General features: G+C 65.1%; 19 protein-coding genes and 1 pseudogene. 14 read left to right on the forward strand and 6 right to left on the reverse strand.

All coding sequences use genetic code 11. The features are described 5' to 3' along the window. Positions 1 to 95 precede the first annotated feature (95 nt). On the forward strand, positions 96 to 737 hold the full coding sequence (locus LK539_RS03980; protein ID WP_227799603.1) for a DUF4136 domain-containing protein: 642 nt from the start codon (positions 96 to 98) through the stop codon (positions 735 to 737). A 123-nt stretch (positions 738 to 860) separates the two neighbouring features. Further along, a complete protein-coding gene (locus LK539_RS03985) occupies positions 861 to 1,757 on the forward strand; it encodes a LysR family transcriptional regulator (RefSeq protein ID WP_227799604.1) in 897 nt (298 codons plus the stop codon). A gap of 33 nt (positions 1,758 to 1,790) precedes the next feature. Here LK539_RS03985 and LK539_RS03990 read toward each other — a convergent pair. From LK539_RS03990 to LK539_RS04005, 4 genes and pseudogenes are all read right to left on the reverse strand, one after another. Next, positions 1,791 to 2,336, reverse strand: a pseudogene (locus LK539_RS03990) (LysE family translocator); the annotation flags it as partial. A 259-nt stretch (positions 2,337 to 2,595) separates the two neighbouring features. Beyond that, positions 2,596 to 3,570: a quinone oxidoreductase gene (locus LK539_RS03995; protein WP_227799605.1), complete on the reverse strand. Its 975-nt coding sequence runs from the start codon at positions 3,568 to 3,570 to the stop codon at positions 2,596 to 2,598. Positions 3,571 to 3,583: 13 nt separating this feature from the next. Beyond that, positions 3,584 to 3,976 (reverse strand): methylglyoxal synthase, encoded by a 393-nt coding sequence (locus LK539_RS04000; RefSeq protein ID WP_373889509.1) that lies wholly within the window; start codon positions 3,974 to 3,976, stop codon positions 3,584 to 3,586. Continuing rightward, positions 3,973 to 4,893 carry a DMT family transporter gene (locus LK539_RS04005; RefSeq protein WP_227799607.1) on the reverse strand — a complete coding sequence of 307 codons (921 nt, stop codon included), beginning with the start codon at positions 4,891 to 4,893 and terminating at the stop codon, positions 3,973 to 3,975. Before LK539_RS04005 ends, LK539_RS04000 begins: the two co-directional genes overlap by 4 nt. Before the next feature lie 216 nt (positions 4,894 to 5,109). On the opposite strand from LK539_RS04005, the gene LK539_RS04010 reads away from it, so the two are divergent. The 10 genes from LK539_RS04010 (at position 5,110) to LK539_RS04055 (ending at position 14,187) form a co-directional block, all read left to right on the forward strand. Then, entirely contained in the window at positions 5,110 to 5,883 is a 774-nt protein-coding gene (locus LK539_RS04010; protein ID WP_227799608.1) for a DUF2182 domain-containing protein, read from the forward strand. Positions 5,884 to 5,972: 89 nt separating this feature from the next. Further along, a complete protein-coding gene (locus LK539_RS04015; protein WP_227799609.1) occupies positions 5,973 to 6,698 on the forward strand; it encodes a YebC/PmpR family DNA-binding transcriptional regulator in 726 nt (241 codons plus the stop codon). 6 nt (positions 6,699 to 6,704) lie between these two features. Then, positions 6,705 to 7,970, forward strand: a complete 1,266-nt coding sequence (gene purD, locus LK539_RS04020; RefSeq protein WP_227799610.1) for a phosphoribosylamine--glycine ligase — start codon at positions 6,705 to 6,707, stop codon at positions 7,968 to 7,970. Positions 7,971 to 8,182: 212 nt separating this feature from the next. Further along, on the forward strand, positions 8,183 to 9,094 hold the full coding sequence (gene hemF, locus LK539_RS04025; protein WP_227799611.1) for an oxygen-dependent coproporphyrinogen oxidase: 912 nt from the start codon (positions 8,183 to 8,185) through the stop codon (positions 9,092 to 9,094). Beyond that, positions 9,091 to 9,738, forward strand: a complete 648-nt coding sequence (locus LK539_RS04030; RefSeq protein ID WP_227799612.1) for a nicotinate-nucleotide adenylyltransferase — start codon at positions 9,091 to 9,093, stop codon at positions 9,736 to 9,738. The genes hemF and LK539_RS04030 overlap by 4 nt, the downstream gene beginning before the upstream one ends. Continuing rightward, positions 9,738 to 10,421 carry a ribosome silencing factor gene (rsfS, locus tag LK539_RS04035; protein ID WP_227799613.1) on the forward strand — a complete coding sequence of 228 codons (684 nt, stop codon included), beginning with the start codon at positions 9,738 to 9,740 and terminating at the stop codon, positions 10,419 to 10,421. Before LK539_RS04030 ends, rsfS begins: the two co-directional genes overlap by 1 nt. A gap of 19 nt (positions 10,422 to 10,440) precedes the next feature. Further along, positions 10,441 to 10,911 carry a 23S rRNA (pseudouridine(1915)-N(3))-methyltransferase RlmH gene (rlmH, locus tag LK539_RS04040; protein ID WP_227799614.1) on the forward strand — a complete coding sequence of 157 codons (471 nt, stop codon included), beginning with the start codon at positions 10,441 to 10,443 and terminating at the stop codon, positions 10,909 to 10,911. 15 nt (positions 10,912 to 10,926) lie between these two features. Next, positions 10,927 to 11,544 (forward strand): nucleoside triphosphate pyrophosphatase, encoded by a 618-nt coding sequence (locus LK539_RS04045; protein ID WP_227799615.1) that lies wholly within the window; start codon positions 10,927 to 10,929, stop codon positions 11,542 to 11,544. A gap of 182 nt (positions 11,545 to 11,726) precedes the next feature. Then, positions 11,727 to 13,199 carry a ribonuclease G gene (gene rng, locus LK539_RS04050; protein WP_227799616.1) on the forward strand — a complete coding sequence of 491 codons (1,473 nt, stop codon included), beginning with the start codon at positions 11,727 to 11,729 and terminating at the stop codon, positions 13,197 to 13,199. 88 nt (positions 13,200 to 13,287) lie between these two features. Next, positions 13,288 to 14,187 (forward strand): LysR family transcriptional regulator, encoded by a 900-nt coding sequence (locus tag LK539_RS04055; RefSeq protein WP_227799617.1) that lies wholly within the window; start codon positions 13,288 to 13,290, stop codon positions 14,185 to 14,187. An 81-nt stretch (positions 14,188 to 14,268) separates the two neighbouring features. Here LK539_RS04055 and LK539_RS04060 read toward each other — a convergent pair whose 3' ends face one another. Together LK539_RS04060 and LK539_RS04065 are read right to left on the reverse strand one after the other, a co-directional pair. After that, positions 14,269 to 14,886, reverse strand: coding sequence for a nitroreductase family protein (locus LK539_RS04060; RefSeq protein ID WP_227799618.1), 618 nt, complete (start codon positions 14,884 to 14,886; stop codon positions 14,269 to 14,271). A gap of 84 nt (positions 14,887 to 14,970) precedes the next feature. Then, a complete protein-coding gene (locus LK539_RS04065; RefSeq protein ID WP_227799619.1) occupies positions 14,971 to 15,759 on the reverse strand; it encodes an SDR family NAD(P)-dependent oxidoreductase in 789 nt (262 codons plus the stop codon). A 311-nt stretch (positions 15,760 to 16,070) separates the two neighbouring features. Here LK539_RS04065 and LK539_RS04070 point away from each other — a divergent pair, with 311 nt between their 5' ends. Together LK539_RS04070 and LK539_RS04075 are read left to right on the forward strand one after the other, a co-directional pair. Continuing rightward, entirely contained in the window at positions 16,071 to 17,579 is a 1,509-nt protein-coding gene (locus LK539_RS04070) for a CYTH and CHAD domain-containing protein (protein ID WP_227799620.1), read from the forward strand. Positions 17,580 to 17,635: 56 nt separating this feature from the next. After that, positions 17,636 to 18,283 (forward strand): DsbA family protein, encoded by a 648-nt coding sequence (locus tag LK539_RS04075; RefSeq protein WP_227799621.1) that lies wholly within the window; start codon positions 17,636 to 17,638, stop codon positions 18,281 to 18,283. Positions 18,284 to 18,287 lie beyond the last annotated feature (4 nt).

Below are 18,287 nucleotides of genomic sequence, written 5' to 3' on the forward strand. Positions count from 1 at the left end.
GCGAGGGGTAACCGGGTGTAAATTGTTTTCGAAAGTTTCTGAACAGAAGGTAATCTAGAGTCTAGGAAAAGTCCGTATATACAAGGGAGAAAGCAATGAAACGCCTGATGATCGCCGCCGGAGCGGCGTTCGCGATGCTGTTGACGGGGTGCGCCACGACCATCCGCAGCGATGTCACCACCTTCCACCAGTGGCCGGCCCAGATCGAAGACAAGAGCTATGTGTTCGAAGCGCCGCCGGCGCAGGACGACACGCTGGAATACCGCGCCTACCAGGACCTGGTGCGCGGCCAGCTGGCGCGCCTGGGCTTCCGTGACGCGGCGGGCGGCAAGCCTGCCCTGAGCGTCTCGATGCGCTTCACCACCACCGACGTGCCGGTGCGCGTGGTCGAGCCGATCTCGCCCTTCTACCATCCGTTCTACCAGCCAATGCCGCGCTTTGGCTACCGCGGCTTCCACCGCCGCTACTGGGGCGGCTGGTACAGCCCGTTCTACGATCCGTTCTGGAGCCCGGCCTACCAGGTCTCGGTCGAGCACCAGTACCGCCGCGAGCTGCAGGTCGGGATCAAGTCGGCCGTCGATAACAAGCGCCTGTTCGACGTCACGGTGCACAACACGAGCCGCCAGCTGTCGACCCCGGCGCTGATGCCGGCCCTGGTGCAGAGCGCCTTCGAAGGCTTCCCGGGGCCCTCGGGCGTGGCGCGCAGGGTGGAGCTGAAGCAGCAGCCGGCAGGCTGAGGCGAGGACCGAAGTCCGGTACTGCGACATGGGGGCCTGCGGGCTCCCATGTTTGTTTACGGCAGCGCTTCACGTATCATTGGCCCATGGACGCCATAGGTGCGCGTCCGCCAGCCGAGCGCCATGATCGACGACATCCGCCATCTCATCATCTTCGCCAAGGTGGCCGAACAGGCTTCCCTGAGCGCCGCAGCCGAGGCGCTCGGCTTGTCCGCATCGACCGTCAGCGCGCACCTGAGCAAACTCGAAGCGAACCTGGGCACCGCGCTGGTCTACCGCAATACCCGCAAGCTGGCGCTCACCAGCGAAGGCACGCGCCTGCTCGACACCGCAAAAGCGATGCTGGACCTGTACGAACAGGGCATGCTCGAGTTCCGGCAGCGCAGCGTGTCGACGTCGGGAAGCCTGCGCATCGCCCTCCCCGCAGTGCTGCTGGGATGCCGGCCCTTCATGGGCGCGTTTTCCGACTTCGCCCGGCAGTACGACGAAGCGCAGATCCACCTGGCGTGCAGCGACATCCGCGAGGACATCGTCGGCGACGGCTTCGACCTGGCGCTGCGCATCGGCGAGCTCCCCGACAGCACGCTCAAGGCCAAGCCGGTATTCACGTTCGCACGGACTGTGGTTGCCAGCCGTTCGCTGCTGGAAGGCGCGGGCCGGCCGCGCGAACCATCCGACCTGGCCGCGCTGCCGTGGATCGGGCTGTCCATGCTGCCGCACGTGCGCAGCTTCACCCATGTCGGTGGCGAATGCTCCACGATCCGCTACACGCCGCGGATCAGTGCCGACAGCGTCGAAGCGGCCTACCGGCTGGCATGCGAAGGGCTGGGCCTGGCCGCGCCGCCCGCGTTCCGGTCAGCCGCGGACCTCGCCGGCGGCGCCATGCTGCAGCTCCTGCCCGACTGGTCGCTCAGCCCCTTGACGGTCCACGCGGTCTGGCCGGGGAATATCTCGGCCTCGAGCCTTGCCTACCTCTTCATCAAGCACCTGCACGACCGGTTCGCCGACCGCCCCCTGTAGGAGACGCGCGGCCTGCGGCAGGCCCAGATACAGCGCGCATCCGATCAGCATCGTGCCCATGGCCAGGTTGAACAGGCGGACTCGCCGGCGGCTGTTCAGGACCAAGGACACCTGTTGGCCGAGCACCGCCCAGGCCCCCAGCGACAGGTAGCAGATGGCGAAGTAGATCCCGGCGAACAGCAGGAAGCGGCCGGGCGCCGCCGGGTCCGAGAACAGGGCCGCGCCGGAAGCGCAGGCGATCCAGGCCTTCGGGTTCAGCCATTGCAGCAGCCAGCCTTGCAGGAAGCTGGGCGCGCCTTCCGATCCTCCATCCAGGCCGGCATCGGAGCCCGCGATTTTCCAGCCGATGTACGCGATGAACAGCGCGCCGCCGCAGCTCAGGTAAGGCATCAGCGCCGCTATGCCCTCAGTGATCCAGCGCAGCGCCAGGCCGACGGCCAGCAGGAGCACTGTGAATCCGAGCGTGGCGCCGGTGACGAAAGGAAGGGTGCGGCGCACGCCATGACTGGCGCCGGAAGAAGCGATCGCCATGTTCACCGGTCCCGGCGACAGGGACATCGAGAGCGAGAAGGCGGTCATGGTGGTCAGCAAGGCAAGCAATCCGGGCTCCTGGTGGTTGGTCGGTCCAGGAATTCTAGGAAAGCCGCCTGCCGGCAGGAAGGGCAAAAACCGAAAGCCGGTTTTCGAGAAACCAGGGCCGGCCCGCCGGGCCGCCCCGTCTCTTAGCGGAAGTAGGCCTCCGACCCGAAGGTGAGGGCCACGACCAGCACCAGCGCAAAGGCCAGCACAATCAGCAGGCGCCCGAACTTCGGCGCGCCGTCGTCGTCCTGCGGCGCGCTCATGGCAGCAGCACCGTGGAGCCGGTGGTGCGGCGGCCTTCGAGCGCGCGGTGCGCCTCGGCGGCATCAAGCAGCTGGAAGCGCTGGTTGACTTCGATCTTCACCTTGCCGCTCTCCACCATGTCGAACAGGTCCGCCGCCATGGCTTCCAGCTTTTCGCGATCGGACGCATACGCGAACAGGGTTGGACGCGTGATGTACAGCGAGCCGCGCGAAGCCAGCTCACTGAGTGCAAAGGGCGGCACCGCGCCGGAGGCATTGCCGAAGCTGACCATCAGGCCGCGCGGCTGCAGGCAGTCGAGCGAGCGGATGAAGGTGTCCTTGCCGACCGAGTCGTACACCACCGGCACTTTCGCGCCATTCGTGATTTCCAGCACGCGCTGCACCACATCCTCGGTGTTGTAGTTGATGACGTGGGCGGCGCCGTGGGCGCGCGCCAGCGCCGCCTTTTCTTCGGAACCGACGGTGCCGATCAGGTTCACGCCCATGGCCTTGGCCCACTGGCAGGCGATCAGCCCGACCCCACCGGCCGCCGCATGGAACAGGATGGTCTGGCCCGGCTGCAGCGCATAGGTCTGGCGGAACAGGTACTGCACCGTCAGCCCCTGCAGCATCATGGCGGCGCCCGTCTCGAAGGAGATCGATTCCGGCAGGCGCACCAGATTATTCGACGGCATCACGCGCACTTCGCTATAAGCGCCCGCCGGGCCGCCGGCGTAGACGACGCGGTCGCCCGGCTGGACGTGGGTCACGCCCTCGCCCACCGCTTCCACCACGCCGGCGCCTTCCTGGCCCAGGCCTGAGGGCAGCGCCATCTTGTACAGGCCACTGCGGTAATAAGTGTCGATGTAGTTCAGGCCGATCGCGTGGTGGCGCACGCGGGCTTCGCCGGGGCCGGGATCGCCGACCTCGACGTCCACGTACTCGAGTACTTCGGGGCCGCCCAGCGCGGCGATGCGGATGGCTTTTACCATGGTTTGGATTCCTTCAGGATTGCGCCTGCATCAACTGCGACAGCACCAGGCGCGCGGTCGAGACATTGGTCGCGCAGGCGACGTTGTGCACGTCGCAGGCGCGCACCAGGGCGTTGATGTCGGGTTCGTGCGGCTGCGGGGTCATCGGGTCGCGCAGGAAGATCACGCAGTCGATCCCGCCCTCCACCAGCTGGGCGCCGATCTGCAGGTCGCCGCCCACCGGCCCCGAATGCTTGCGCTCGACGACGAGCCCCAGCTCGTTGGCCAGGCGCCCGCCGGTCGTGCCGGTGGCGGACAGGGTGCAGCCCTTGAGGAAGTCCCGGTACTCGCCGGCGAGGGCGATCATGTCGTCTTTCTTTTTGTCGTGCGCGATGAGCGCAATCCTTGGCTTGGTCATTGGCGTCATTTTTTCAGCGAGAGCAAATAGATCCCCACCAGTACCAGGCTTGTTCCGGCCAGCTGCACGCCGGTCACCGGTTCGCCCAGGATCAGCGCACCGAGGAACAGCGTCGACACCGGGCCGATCATCCCGGCCTGCGAGGCGGTCGCGGCGCCGATGCGCTGGACCGCGGCCATGGTCATGAACACGGGGAAGATCGTACAGAATACCCCATTCACCAGCGAGAGCCAGTAAACCCCGGCCAGCTGCACCAGCATGCTCGCCGGGCGCAGCAGGAAGAACTGGCCGATGCAGGCCGCGCTCGACACGCACATGGCGTAGGCCACCAGGCGCAGGGAGCCGATGCGGCGCACCATCTCGCCGGTGCCGAGCAGGTAAACGGCATAGGAGATGGCCGAGCCCAGCACCAGCAGCGAGCCGAGGATGGTACTGCCCGAACCGTCCGCCAAGTCATGCACGAACACCAGCACGATGCCGGCATAGGCCAGGCCAAGCGCAGCCCATTCGGCCACGCCAATGCGGCGTTTGAAGATCACCATGTTGGCGAGCAGGACGAAGGTCGGGGTCAGGAACAGGATCAGGCGCTCGAGCCCGACCGAGATGTGCTGCAGCCCGAGGAAGTCGAGGTAGCTCGACAGGTAGTAGCCGAGCAGGCCCAGCACGACGATGCGCCAGCGGTCCCCATTCGACAGCGGCGGCTGGGTCCGCATTTTCCAGATCGCCACCGCCGCGAACACCGGAAGCGAGAACAGCATCCTGAACGCGATCAAAGTAACTGCATCGATGTGGTAGCGATACAGCAGTTTGGCGACGACAGCCTTTGTGGAAAACAGGACGGCGCCGGCGACGGCAATGGCCAGGCCGGCGACGAGGGCTGCACGTGGTAAAGGAGCAGCAGGATGGGCGGGAGTGCTTTGGTTCATCCAACGATTGTACGAGTGTTCAGCCGGCTTCGCTGGAGGTGGACTGAGCAGCGGCCCAGAACGCGGCCGCCGCCGTACGGTCGAACAACGCACGTCCACAAGCATACCGAGGAGAGACCCAATGCCGAACCCGTCAAGTCATCGCCACAGGCGGCCCCGTGCGGCCGCAAGTACCGTGCATGTCCCGCCCCGACCCGGGCATCACGGGAGTCTCCGATGAGCCTGTCCGGCATCGATGAACGTCCCTCCCGGCCGCTCGCGCTGGGCCTGGCCTGGCTGGTCCTGCTCGCCTGCGCCTGCTGGGCCTGGTTCGCCTTCCAGGGGGCGGCCGCGCTGCGCGCCACGGCGGGCCGCGCATCCCTCCCGCCCCTGCCGGCGCCGCTGCGCGACGCCGAGCTGATGCTGTTGTTCGCAATGTGGACCGGGCTGTGCGTGGCGCTGATGCTGCCGGCCGCCGCCGGCGGCGTGTTCGTCTACCTGCGCGTGGCACGCCGCCGCGCCGCGGTGCGCTGGCCGCGCCTCAGCACCGGCGTGTTCGCGCTCGGCTGCCTGCTGGCCTGGACCGGCTTCGCGGCGCTGGTGACCCTGCTGCACTGGGCGCTGCACGACGCCGGCCTGCTCGATAGCGCTTTCTCGGCGCGCCACCCGGCCCTGGGCCTGGGCCTGGTCGCCGCCGGCGCCTGGCAGTGGACCCCGGCCAAGCACGCCTGCCTGCAGCACTGCCGCGCGCCGCTGTCGGGGGTGCTGGTCGACTGGCGCGTAGGTAGCACGGGCGCCCTGTGGCAGGGTGCCGAGCATGGCCGGACCTGCCTCGGCTGCTGCTGGCTGCTGGTGCTGCTGTTACTGGGCGCGGGACCGGGCAACCCGGTGGTGGTGGCCGCGGTAGCGCTGCTGGCGCTGCTCGAATTGCGGCTCGAGGAAGGCGCGGTGGCGGCCTGCGTGGCCGGCGCGATCATGGTGGCCTGGGGCACCTTTTTGTTGTTTCCGTGACATGTTATTGAGCATGCCTGGAGAATTTGCGGGAGGGGGCTATGTTAAAATGTCGCCCACTCTTGCATACCAACTGGGGAATTCTCGACATGGCTGGACACAGCAAATGGGCCAACATCAAGCATAAGAAAGCCGCCACCGACGCCAAGCGCGGCAAGATCTGGACGCGCCTGATCAAGGAGATCACCGTGGCCGCACGCATGGGCGGCAGCGACGTCAACTCGAACCCGCGCCTGCGCCTGGCGGTCGAGAAGGCAGCCGACGCGAACATGCCGAAGGATAACGTCACGCGTGCGATCCAGCGCGGCGCCGGCGAGCTGGAAGGCGTCAACTACGAAGAAATCCGCTACGAAGGCTACGGCATCGGCGGCGCGGCGATCATCGTCGACTGCCTGACCGACAACCGCGTGCGTACCGTGGCCGAGGTGCGCCACGCCTTCAACAAGTACGGCGGCAACATGGGTACCGAGGGTTCGGTCGCCTTCATGTTCAAGCACGTCGGCCAGTTCCAGTTCGCGCCGGGCGTGGACGAAGACAAGCTGATGGAAGCCGCGCTGGAAGCCGGCGCCGACGACGTGGTGGCCGACGAAGAAGGCGGCTTCGAAGTGCTGTGCGACCCGTTCGCGTATGCCGGCGTGAAGGAAGCGCTGGAAAAGGCCGGCTTCAAGGCCGAGGTGTCGGAAGTCATCATGAAGCCGGACAATGAGACTGTGCTGACCGGCGATGACGCCGTCAAGATGCAGAAGATCCTCGACGCGCTGGAGAACCTGGACGACGTCCAGGACGTCTACACCAATGCGATCATCGAAGAGTAAAACCCTATGAAAATCCTCGTCGTCGGCTCCGGTGGCCGTGAACATGCCCTGTCCTGGAAACTGGCCCAGTCCGAACGTATCCAGACCGTCTTCGTCGCACCGGGCAACGGCGGCACCGCGCTCGACGCGCGCCTGGTGAACGTCGAGATCACGGACCCGGCCGCGCTGGCCGACTTCGTGGTGGCGGAGAACGTGGCCCTGACCCTGGTAGGTCCGGAAGCGCCGCTGGCCGCCGGCATCGTCAACCTGTTCCGCGCGCGCGGCCTGAAGATCTTCGGGCCGACCAGGGAGGCGGCGCAGCTGGAAAGCTCGAAGGACTTCGCCAAGGCCTTCATGCAGCGCCACGGCATCCCGACCGCGAAGTACCAGAGCTTCTCGGATGCCGCCCAGGCCCACGCCTACGTGGACGCCAACGGCGCCCCGATCGTCATCAAGGCCGACGGCCTGGCGGCCGGCAAGGGCGTGGTGGTCGCGATGACCCTGGAGGAGGCCCACGCGGCGGTCGACCACATGCTGTCGGATAACGCCTTCGGCGACGCCGGCGCGCGCATCGTGATCGAGGAATTCCTGGCGGGCGAAGAAGCCAGCTTCATCGTCATGTGCGACGGCAAGAACGTGCTGCCGCTGGCGACCAGCCAGGACCACAAGCGCCTGAAGGACCACGACGAAGGCCCGAACACCGGCGGCATGGGCGCCTACTCCCCTGCCCCGATCGTGACCCCGTCCATGCATGCGCGCGTGATGCGCGAGATCATCAACCCGACCATCCAGGGCATGGCCAAGGACGGCATCGTCTTCACCGGTTTCCTGTACGCCGGCCTGATGATCGACAGCGAAGGCAACCCGCGCACGCTGGAATTCAACTGCCGCATGGGCGACCCGGAAACCCAGCCGATCATGGCGCGCCTGAAGAGCGACTTCGTGACGGTGCTGGAGCACGCCTGCAACGGCGCCCTCGACACCGTCGAACTGGAATGGGACCGCCGCACCGCGGTGGGCGTCGTCATGGCAGCCGCCGGCTACCCGGACAGCCCGCGCAAGGGCGACGTCATCGACGGCATCCCGGCCGAAACGCCGGAATGCGTCACCTTCCACGCCGGCACCCAGCTGGTGGCCGGTTCGCTGCAGACCAACGGCGGCCGCGTGCTGTGCGTCGTGGGGCTGGGCGACAGCGTCAAGATGGCGCAGAAGCAGGCGTATGAGACGGTGGAGAAGGTGCACTTCAATGGGGCGCAGTATCGGCGGGATATCGGGTGGCGTGGGGTGAAGTAAGCGCTTCGTGTCTGCGTGCAAAATTGGGTTCCGGCCTTCGCCGGAACGACGTTGTTTGAGTTTACCGTTAGCCTAGAGACCGTCATCCCGGCGAAGGCCGGGATCCAATTTCAGCAGCACGCCACCAACCCCACTCTCCACCACAAGAATAAGTACACCCCAACGCCCAGGTGTACAATCTGCCCATTTTTCGCCCACAGCCACCCAAACGCATGACCACCCCCAACCCTTCCGCCATCAAGACCTGGCTGCTCGAACTCCAGTCCCGCATCGTCGGCGCGCTGGAAGCCGTCGACGGCAAACCCTTCCTGGTCGATACCTGGGAGCGGCCGGAAGGTGGCGGCGGGATCTCGCGCCTGATCGAGGAAGGCAATGTGTTCGAGCGCGGCGGGGTGAACTTCTCGCACGTGACCGGCGCAAGCCTGCCGCCCTCGGCCATGGCTGCGCGGCCGGAACTGGCGGGCCGGGCCTGGGAAGCGATGGGCGTGTCGCTGGTGCTGCATCCGCGTAACCCCTACGTGCCGACCGTGCACATGAACGTGCGCTTCTTCGAAGCCACCGCCGAAGGCAAGGAGCCGGTCTGGTGGTTCGGCGGCGGCATGGACCTGACGCCCTACTACGGCAACATCGAGGATGCGCGCCACTTCCACCAGGTCTGCCACGACGCCCTGGCGCCCTATGGCGAGGACCTGCACCCGCGCTTCAAGAAGTGGTGCGACGAGTACTTCTACCTGAAGCACCGCAAGGAACCCCGCGGCGTGGGCGGCATCTTCTTCGATGACTTCAACGAGACCGGCTTCGACGATTCCTTCGCGATGGTCCAGAAGGTCGGCGACGGCTTCCTGGCTGCCTACCTGCCGATCCTGCAGGCGCGCAAGGACACGCCCTACGGCGAACGCGAGCGCGACTTCCAGGCCTACCGGCGCGGACGCTACGTCGAGTTCAACCTCGTGTGGGACCGCGGCACCCTGTTCGGCCTGCAGTCGGGCGGCCGTACCGAAGCGATCCTGATGTCGATGCCGCCGATCGTGAAATGGCGCTACGACTGGCATCCGGAACCGGGCAGTCCTGAAGCCGCCCTGTACACGGACTTCCTCGTCCACCGGGACTGGTTGGCATCGTGATTCCCTGCATTGCCCTGCTGGGTGGCAGCTTCGACCCGGTGCACCACGGCCACGTTGCGCTGGCCGCGCTGTTTGCCGACCTGCTGCATCCGGACCAGCTGCGCATCCTGCCGGCCCGCCCGTGGCAGAAGAGCAGCCTGCAAGCGAGCGACGAGCAGCGTGTGGCGATGCTGGAGCTGGCGTTCAGGGAACAGCCGTTCGCCGTTACGATCGACTCGCAGGAGATCGAACGCGCCAGCCCCACCTACACGGTCGAGACCCTGCGCGCGCTGCGCCAGGAACTCGGCGATGAGGCCTCGATCGTCTTCGTGATGGGCGCCGACCAGTTGCAAAAGCTCGACAGCTGGCGCGATTGGGAAGAACTGTTCATGCTCGCCAACCTAGGGGTGGCGGCCCGTCCTGGCTATGCGCTGGACCAGGACCGGTTGCCGCCCGTGGTGGCTGCGGCGCTCGCAGGCCGGCTGGCGACGCCTGCGCAGGTGCGCGCCTCGCCGCACGGCAAGGTATGCCTGGCCCATACGCTGGCGGTAGATATTTCCGCCACTCAAGTACGAAATGCCTTGCGCACAGGGGAAGACACAAGCGCGCTGCTTCCCCCGCAAGTGCTAGACTATATTCAACAACACAACTTATACAGAAGCTAATGGATATCAAGAAACTGCAAACCGTCGTCGTTGACGCCCTCGAAGACGTCAAGGGCCAGGAGATCGTCCTGTTCGACACGACGCACCTGACCAGCCTGTTCGACCGCATCGCGGTCGTCTCGGGCACCTCGAACCGCCAGACCAAGGCGCTGGCCGCCTCGGTGCGCGACAAGGTCAAGGAAGCAGGCGGCGACGTGGTCGGCATGGAAGGCGAAGACACCGGTGAATGGGTGCTGGTCGACCTGGGCGACATGATCGTCCACATCATGCAGCCGGCCATCCGCCAGTACTACCGCCTGGAAGAAATCTGGGGCGAGAAGCCGGTCAAGCTGGGCGCGGCCAAGCGCAAGTCGACGCCGGAAGCGGCGGAAGCTGCCGAATCGAAGACCAAGTCGAAGCACCTGGCCGCCAACAAGGACGAGCCGGAAGCCAAGCCGGTCAACGAGCGCAAGCCTGCCGCACGCAAGGCCGCCGCCACCAAGACCACCGCCGCCGCCAAGAAGCCGGCCGCCAAGAAGGTCCCGACCGGCAAGACCGTGAAGGTCGCACCGAGCAAGAGCGAGGTCGCCGCCGTCGAGGCCACCAAGGCCAAGCCACCGAAGCGCACTCCGAAGGCAGCTGCCCCGGCGGACGCCGAGCCGGTGAAAAAGGTGATCCGCCGCGTGAAGAAGGCCGCAGAGTAATCCGCCTCTTTCGACGCTCATGCAACTGATCATTGCCGCAGTCGGGCACAAGATGCCGGCCTGGATCGAATCCGGGTTCGGCGAGTACACGAAGCGCATGCCGCCCGAGCTGCGCATCGTGCTCAAGGAAATCAAGCCGGTCGAACGTTCCGGCAGCAAGACCGCCGCCACCGCGATGTCGCTCGAGCGCGAGCGCATCGAAGCGGTGCTGCCGAAAGGCGTGCGCATCATCGCGCTGGACGAGCGCGGCAAGGACCTGACGAGTGTGGGCCTGTCGCAGATGCTGGAGCAATGGCAGCAGGACGGGCGCGACACCGCCTTCCTGATCGGCGGCGCCGACGGACTCGATCCCGAACTGAAGGCACGCGCCGAAGGCATGATCCGCATCTCCAGCATGACGCTGCCGCACGGTATCGTGCGCGTGATGCTGGCGGAACAGCTGTACCGTGCCTGGTCGATCACCCAGAACCATCCGTACCACCGCGTCTGACCCATCGCGCCCACCATGAAACTCACCGACAAGAAAATCTACCTCGCCTCGAAAAGCCCACGCAGGCGCGAACTGCTGCGCCAGGTCGGCGTGGAATTCGAACTGCTGATGCTGCGCAGCGACCCGACACGCGGCGCCGACGTCAGCGAAGACGTGCTGACGGGCGAAGACCCGCGTGACTACGTGGCCAGGGTCGCGAAGGAGAAAGGCGCGTTCGCCTGGAACCTGCTGCAGGTGCGCCGCCAGCCGCTGCGCCCGGTCCTGACCGCGGACACCACCGTCACCATCGACGGCGAAATCCTCGGCAAGCCGACCGACAATGCCGAGGCGGTCGCCATGCTGGAGCGCCTGTCCGGACGCACGCACGAGGTGCTGACCTCGGTGGCGGTGCATTCGGAACGCATCGCCGAGCAGATCACCCAGGTGTCCACGGTGCGCTTCGCCAAGCTGACCCCGGCCCAGATCCGCGCCTACTGCACAACGACGGAACCCTACGACAAGGCCGGCGGCTACGGCATCCAGGGCCTTGCCGCGCTGTTCGTGGAGCACATCGAGGGCAGCCATTCGGGGATCATGGGGCTGCCGCTGTTCGAGACCGCGACTCTCCTCCGTAAAGCTGGGTATAACGTGTAGAGTGGGCGGATTCCGCCCACGCGGTGATTATCGGCGGCCGCGGTTCCGTGCCGGATGATCTCGCAGCGAACGATCACCGCGTGGGCGGACAAGCCGCCCACCCTACGGAAACCGGCTTTCCACCATCCCCGGATCCATCCGCCCGTGTATCATGGCACCCTGAACAATATCGCACGGTTGCCATGAACGAAGACATCCTCATCAACATCACCCCGCAGGAAACGCGCGTGGCGCTGATCCTGCAGGGCGCTGTGCAGGAACTGCACATCGAGCGCACCCTCACGCGCGGGTTGGCGGGGAACGTCTATCTCGGCAAGGTCGTGCGCGTCCTGCCGGGCATGCAATCGGCCTTCATCGACATCGGCCTGGAACGCGCGGCCTTCCTGCACGTCGCCGACATCTGGGAAGCGCGCAACCACGAAGGCCCGAACGGCGCCCTGGCCGCCCCCACCCCCATCGAAAAGCTGCTGTTCGACGGCCAGGTGCTGACCGTGCAGGTGATCAAGGACCCGATCGGCACCAAGGGCGCGCGCCTGTCGACCCAGATCTCGATCGCCGGCCGCATGCTGGTCTACCTGCCCCAGGACCAGCACATCGGCATCTCGCAGAAGATCGAAAAGGAAGCCGACCGCGAACACCTGCGCACCCGCCTGACGAACCTGCTGCCGAAGGAAGAAAAGGGCGGCTACATCGTGCGCACCCAGGCCGAGGAAGCATCGGACGCCGACCTGGCGGCCGACGTCGACTACCTGCGCAAGACCTGGGCCGCGATCCAGCAGGGCGCCCGCACCCGCCCGCCCACTTCCCTGCTCTACCAGGACCTGAACCTGGCCCAGCGCGTGCTGCGCGACTTCGTGACCGACGAAACCGCGACCATCCAGGTCGATTCGCGCGAGAACTACAACATGCTGGTCGAGTTCGCGCAGGTCTACACCCCGAGCGTGCTGTCGCGCCTGACCCACTACACCGGCGAGCGCCCGCTGTTCGACTTGTACGGCGTCGAGGAAGAGATCCTGCGCGCGCTGGGCCGGCGCGTGGACCTGAAGAGCGGCGGCTACCTGATCGTCGACCAGACCGAGGCGATGACGACCATCGACGTCAACACTGGCGGCTACGTCGGCGGACGCAACTTCGCCGATACCATCTTCAAGACCAACCTGGAAGCGGCGCACGCGATCGCGCGCCAGCTGCGGCTGCGCAACCTGGGCGGCATCATCATCCTCGACTTCATCGACATGGAGAACAACGAGCACCGCAACGCCGTGCTCGCGGAACTCAAGAAGACCCTGGCGCGTGACCGCACCAAGGTCTCGGTGAGCGGCTTCTCGGCCCTCGGCCTGGTCGAGATGACCCGCAAGCGCACGCGCGAATCGCTGGCGCACATCCTGTGCGAACCCTGCCCCGCCTGCAGCGGCAAGGGCCAGGTGAAAACCTCGCGCACGATCTGCTACGAGATCCTGCGCGAACTGCTGCGCGAAGCCAAGCAGTTCAACCCGCGCGAATTCCGTATCGTCGCGTCGCAGGAAGTGATCGACCTGTTCCTGGAAGAAGAATCGCAGCACCTGGCCATGCTGGGCGACTTCATCGGCAAGCGGATTTCCTTGCAGGTGGAGAAGGGTTATCACCAGGAACAGTACGATGTGATTCTCATGTAAGCGTGAATCAATAAGTTGTATACAGTTCCGGTTTGACTGCACCGTAGCGACACACTGGTCCAGTAGCGGTTTTCCCAAAAATACATTTATGGACCATCTAGACGCTCTCCGGTTTTTCGTCGACGTGTCCGAAAAAGGCAGCTTTTCCGCCGTGGCTCGGCAGAGGCAGGTTGCTACGTCGACAGTAAGCTTGGCAGTCAACCAGCTCGAGCAGGTCTTCGGAGCTCGTCTCGTAACGCGATCGACACGACGGCTCGCGTTGACGCATGAGGGCGAGATGCTGCTGGTGGATGCGAAGCGGATCCTGACGGATTGGGACACCGCCTTGCAAAGCATCCGCCAGGATGATGAACTGACGGGCCCGATAGGCGTTACCGCAACGAATGACTTCGGACGCTCCCAATTGCGTGCCATTCTCGACGCATTCCAGGACAAGCATCCCAAAGTTCACATCAGTCTGTTCTTGAGCGATAACACCGTGAATCTTATCGATGGGCAGATCGATCTCGCCCTGCGATATGGGCCATTGGAGGATTCCAGCCTGCAGGCGCGCATGCTATGGCGCGGAAAGCGCATCGTCTGTGCGGCGCCCAGCTATTGGAAGCGACACGGACGTCCTGATCATCCGAATGATCTGCTGCAGCATAATTGCATGATCCTCGCCCGGCCCGGTGCTCCGCTGTCGACCTGGGGATTCCGTGAGCGCGACAGGCACTTCGCTGTGAAAGTGCGGGGTGATCGACAGGCAAGCGATGGTGCCGTGCTACGTGAATGGGCGACCAAGGGAGCTGGTGTCATTTTCAAGAACCAGCAAGACATCCAGGAAGAGTTGGCAAGCGGCGCGCTCGAGGGGGTGCTGGGCGACTTCTCCGCGGGGCCCGTCGACCTGTATGCCGTCTACTCCGGGCACCCACAAAGCCGACGCGTTGCTGCGCTCGTTCAGTTCTTGTCGGATGTTCTCGCGGACAAAGGAAAGCCTGGCCAGTAACTGTTTGCGTTGCCGCACATTCTCGAGGTCCGAGCAGGAAAACTGCCCCGCACGTCCTCGAGTATGCAGGGCAGCGTTTATTCAGACCAGTTCCAGCACCTCGGAAAGAGGACGGCGCGGCTTGCGTGGCCAATTGCCTGGGAGTGCATAACCGACCGCCAGCAACATCACCGGGATCTCATTCTCATCGAGTCCGAATTCCCGTGCCACGGCGGGCGCATCGAAACCGATCATGGGTGCTGAGCCGAGACCGGCCGCCTGCGCCGCGTGGATCAGCGTAGTCGCGCCAAAAGTCGCGGTGCGAACCGCCTCGTCCCGTTGGACTTGCGGCTTGTCGTCGTAGAGCATTTTGGCGGCACCTTCCCAACCCGGCACCATGTTGGCCGGCATGATGCCTGCCTCGACGACGGGAGCCAGGCGTGCAGGAATGGTCCGGTAATCAGCCAGTTGCCCGATCACGATAAAGGTAACCGCGGCTTCGGTAATCTTCGCTTGATCCCAGCCGATCGCACGCAGCCTGGCCTTCGCTTCGTGAGTCCGCACGGCGATGAATCGCCAGTTTTGCAGGTTGAAGGAAGTGGGCGCGGTTGTGGCAAGCTTGATCAGGTCGTAGATCTGCTCGTCGCTGATGCTGCGGGTTGCGTCGAAGAGATTTGTCGTGCTGCGCTGTTCGATGATTGGGGTGGAAAAGGTAGCCATGGTTATCTTTCGGAAGTTGGCGAGTCGTCGCTCGCGGTCGGGTACGCGGAAATCAGGAGAGGCGTGGAAAGGGGGACGCTGGTTCTAGAGAATGTTCTCCACCACCCCGCCATCGACCCTGAGTGCGCTGCCGGTAGTGGCCGAGGCCTGAGCCGAACTAATGTAGAGAATCATGTTCGCAACTTCGTCGACGGTCGCCGGCCTGCGGATGATGGAGGAGCTGCGATGATTGGCGATGAAGTTGGCCGCGACATCCTCGATACTCGTGCCGGTCTTTTCAGCGTCCGGCCTCAGGAGATCAGCGACGCCCTCCGACAGGGTCGGCCCTGGCAAGACCGCGTTGACCGTCACGCCGGTTCCTGCCAGACGCTTGGCGAGCCCGCGCGACACGGCCAATTGCGCCGTCTTGGTGAAGCCATAATGGATCATGTCTGCGGGAACATTAATGGCCGATTCAGATGAGATGAAAACGATCCTGCCCCACCCTTGCGAAACCATCTTCTGAGCGTAATGTCGTGCCAGGCGCACACCCGACATGACATTCGTCTGGAAATAATGATTCCATTCCGTGTCATCCGTTTCAAAGAAATCCTTGAGACCATATATTCCGACATTGTTGACGACAATATCGAAATGCGGATGCGCCTGGAATAATGTGGACACATGGGATTCGACAGACATGTCTCCAGCAAAGCCACTGGCTTTTGCTCGAAGCCCTTGCAGCCGTTCGAGCGCCGATGCGACGCCAGCCTGGCTCCTGCCATTGATGACCACTTCCGCTCCGGCAGCCAGGAAACCTCGAGCGGCAGCAAAGCCAATGCCGCTGGTGGAGCCGGTCACCAGTACTTTTCGGTTGATGAATTCGATTTCCATTTTCCTTATCCTCGATATTAATTGCTTCGTTTCGCGTTTCATTGCCTGATTGGCGTCGAATTACGAGGTTTCAATTCTATGCAGAGCCGCTGCGCTTGATAATCCAGCCCGCTTGAAAATCATTTTTTGAGCTTGTCGAAAGATGGACCAGCTTGGACTGAGGATCTGCATGGCGCCTGCCGATCCTCGTGCGTTTCAGCGATGGCACGAGGCTTCGTGAGTATTACGATGTCACCCCGGTGTAACAATCGGACGGCTGTCCGGCAGGGCCCGCGTATGATGGGCTCGAGAGAACATTGCAAGGACATCCGATGGAAACCGAACTCAAACTGAAGCTCGCGACCGCCGACGTGGCGCGCATGCGCGAGCATCCCCTGCTCGCCGAACTGTCGACTGCGGCGCCGCGCGAGCACGAACTTCTCGACACCTATTACGACACCCCGGAACTTGACCTATGGCGCGGCGGCCTGACGCTGCGCGTGCGGCGCGACGGCGAGGCCTGGATCCAGACCGTCAAGACGGCATCCGCCGGCTCGCCCGTGCTGCACGAGCGTGGCGAATGGGAATCGCCGCTGGAGGGCCCGCAGCCCGATCCGGCCGACCTGTCGCGCCAGGTCAAGCCGCAGCGTCTGCGCGAGCTCCTGCGTTCGCCCGCGATCGTCGGCCAGCTGCAGCCGGTATTCACCAACACCACCCACCGCACCACCTGGGACATCGCCCTGCCCGGCGGCCAGCTGGTCGAGTGCGCGCTCGACAGCGGCAGCATCGACGCCAACGGCAACGGCCGCAATGCCGAGATCGGTGAGCTGGAACTGGAACTCAAGCACGGCAATCCCACCCGGCTGTTCGAGCTGGCGCTGGCCCTGCACGAGGACATCCCGCTGGAAGTGGCCAACGATTCCAAGGCCGCACGCGGCTACGCTCTGCTGCAGGACGAAGTCCCGCCTCCGGTCAAGGCCACGCCGGTGCGCCTGGGTCGCAAGATGCGCATGGAGGAAGCGCTGCAGTGCATGGGGCTGAACTGCATGGCGCAGATCGAATCCAACGTGCCCGGCGTGCTGGCACGCAGTGCCGAAAGCCTGCACCAGATGCGGGTCGGCCTGCGCCGCCTGCGCGCCCTGCTCGACATGTTCCGCGACCTGGCGCCCCTGCCGCCCGAGCTCCAGGAAGAACTCGACTGGCTGTCCGGCGAACTGGGCGCAACGCGCGACTGGGATGTGCTGGCCGACAGCACCCTGCCCGCTATCTCCGGCATCCACACCGAAGCACTGCAGGCAGCAGCCAGGGAACACGCCCGCAACCTGCACCGCAACATGCTGCCAACCCTGCATTCGCCGCGCTATACCCACCTCATGCTGCGCATGAATGGCTGGCTGCGCGGTCGCCAGTGGCGCCCGGCATCCGGCCTGGGGAAGGACGATCCACTGCACCAGCACGCTCTCGATGGCCTGGTGCCGCTCGTGCGCAAGGCGCAGAAGCGCCTGCGCAAGCGCATCGAGGCGCTCGACGAGAACGATGCACCGGCCCGTCACCGGGTGCGCATCGCGGCCAAGAAGGCGCGCTATGCGGCCGAGTTCTTCCGCGACCTGCTGCCCGAGAAAGAGGTCAAGGCCTACATCAAGTGCCTCTCCCAGCTGCAGGATCGGCTCGGCCACCTGAACGACCTGGCGGTGGCAGGCAGGTTGCTGCCGGTGCTGGAGAACGGCGGCCACGCCCACGACGGCTCTTACGCGCGCGGCTGGGTGGCCGGTAGCGCGGACGCCGGCGCCCAGGGCCTGCGCGAGGCGCTCGGCAAGGTGGCGCGTCTCAAGCTGGTCTGACCGGTGTCCTGGCGTATGGCGCGCGGCGCCGTACGTCCACGGTGTAGCATGGGGCGATGAATACCACAGCCCCCGTCCGCATCGACATCTGGAGCGATTACGTCTGCCCGTTCTGCTACCTCGAGCTGCCGCCCATCCAGCGCCTGCAGCAGGAGCATGCGGAGCAGGTGGAGGTGGTCTGGCGCGCGTTCGAATTGCGACCCGCCCCCAAGCCGACGCTCGACCCGGACGGCGAATACCTGCACACCACCTGGAACCGCTCGGTGTATCCGATGGCGGCCGCGCGCGGCATGGTCTTGACGCTACCGCCCGTGCAGCCGCGCAGCCGCCTGGCCTTCGAAGCCGTCGCCCACGCCCGCGAACTAGGACGCTTCGACGCCATGCACGAAGCCCTGTTCCGCGCCTTCTTCGTGGATGGGCGCGACATCGGGAATCCCGACGTGCTGGCCGACATCGGCATTGAAATCGGGCTCGAGCGGCAGGGCCTGGTCGAAGTACTGGCGAGCGGGCGCCATACCGCGGCCGTGCACGAGGACCAGCAGCTGGCCTACTCGCTGGGCGTGGCCGGGGTGCCGATCATGGTGTTTCGTCCGGCGGGCGCCGGATGGGAACGTGCCTTCGGGGTGCGCGGCGCCGTGCCTTACGAGACGATGGCGTCCGCGCTCGGGCAGGCGCTGGATGAGGCGGGACGGCAGGCGACCTAGAAGG

The organism is Massilia sp. IC2-476, assembly GCF_020707295.1.
Lineage (GTDB): Bacteria > Pseudomonadota > Gammaproteobacteria > Burkholderiales > Burkholderiaceae_D > Telluria.